Here is a 1,438-nt window from a genome sequence, read left to right as displayed (position 1 = left end):
CCACGGCCTCGGCCACGGAGTCCACGTCCGGGACGAGCAGGCACGGGTGCGCCTTGCGGGCGGGCCGGAAGTCGGCCTCGACGCCGCAGTGCAGCTCGGCCGTGCCGGAACGGAACCACGCCCCTCCCCGGGCGGCCAGCACCGGCGGCTTGCTCACCTCGGTCATGCCGAGCACGCCCGCGTAGAAGCCGCGCAACGCCTGCTCCGACCCGGCCGGACACGACACTTGCACGTGGTGCAGGGCGGTGACCGCCCGGAGTGGTCCGGGGGGTTGGTTCGGCGTGTAGTAGTCGGCCATCAGCTCGCTCGCCCAGTCCGGCTGTCGGACCGCGCCTCTCGGCCCGAACTCGCGCATCACCGGCTTCACGTCGAGCACCGGCGTCCCATCGATCGCGTCCAGTCCCTCGACCTCGAGCCGCGTGCCGTCGACCGCCAGCAACCGGCAGCGACTGACGCCGATCCGTCCGGGCCGACGCTTGCCGCGCTGCGCGAAGATCCCGACCAGCGGCCAGTCGGCCCTACCCCTCGGCCTACGTGCGCCACGCTGCTCGGTGCCGGGCGCGACCAGGTGGAAGTGGTAGACGACCTCGAGGTGCGAGAAGTCCTCGATCCCGGCCAGTGCATCCGGGCCGAACTCGGTGGCGTCGAGCTCGATGGCCGCACGCACCGACCCCCAGTGGTCGTCGGCAGCCTCGGTGCGACCGCCGACGACCGTGCCGATCGGCCGCATCGTGAACGCTTCCAAGTCAGCCCTCCCGTCGGTGGCCGACAGCGAAGATCCGCCGGAACGGGAATGGCGTGCCGTGGCGCTGGCGGGGGTAGGCCTGCCGCAGCGACTCGGCATACGCCGTCATGAACTCGGTGCGTTCCTGCTCGCCGGTCAGGACCTCGAGCACGGGGCGCAGCGCCGTGCCCTTGGTCCACTCGAGCACCGGATCTGCTTGCAGCCCTTGGGGATCGAGCATCTGCAGGTAGGTCGTCTCCCACACGTCGACCTCCATTCCGGCGTCCGCGAGCACAGCGGCGTATGCCGTGGGCTCGGCCACGGCATACGCTCCCCGAAACCGCGGGACAAGCTCGGCGGCGCGTGGCATCCGCGCCGCGACCTCGCGCAGCAGAGCGTGCGAGGGGGCGTCGAAGTTGCCCGGCACCTGCATGGCAAACCACCCGCCCGGCGCGACCTGGTCGATCAGCCGTGGCAGCAGGTCCAGGTGGGTGGGCACCCACTGCAGTGCGGCGTTGGTGACCAGGACGTCGACCGGCGCTTCCGCCCGCCACGTGACGAGGTCGGCCTCGACCCACTCGACCCGGCCGTCCGGGTCGGCGTCGCGGGCCTGCTCGATCATCGGGGGTGAGGAGTCGACGCCGACGACCCGGGCCCCCGGCCAGCGCTGCGCCAGGTTCAGCGTGAGCGGGCCCGGGTCGTCGGCGTCGACTC

The 1,438-nt window shown here is 72.3% G+C and carries 2 protein-coding genes; both read right to left on the bottom strand.

The window, feature by feature from the left end; all coding sequences use genetic code 11:
- Positions 1–745: TrmO family methyltransferase domain-containing protein (locus FRW57_RS24935; RefSeq protein ID WP_203230475.1), on the bottom strand; the 745-nt coding region annotated here is incomplete at its 3' end.
- Position 746: 1 nt separating this feature from the next.
- The coding region (locus FRW57_RS21525; RefSeq protein ID WP_152187030.1) for a methyltransferase domain-containing protein at positions 747–1,438 on the bottom strand (692 nt) is incomplete at its 5' end.

It is taken from the genome of Segeticoccus rhizosphaerae (assembly GCF_009192725.1).
GTDB lineage: Bacteria > Actinomycetota > Actinomycetes > Actinomycetales > Dermatophilaceae > Segeticoccus > Segeticoccus rhizosphaerae.
The sequence above is the reverse complement of the archived record's forward strand: the minus strand, read 5'-3'. Positions and strand labels throughout refer to the sequence as shown.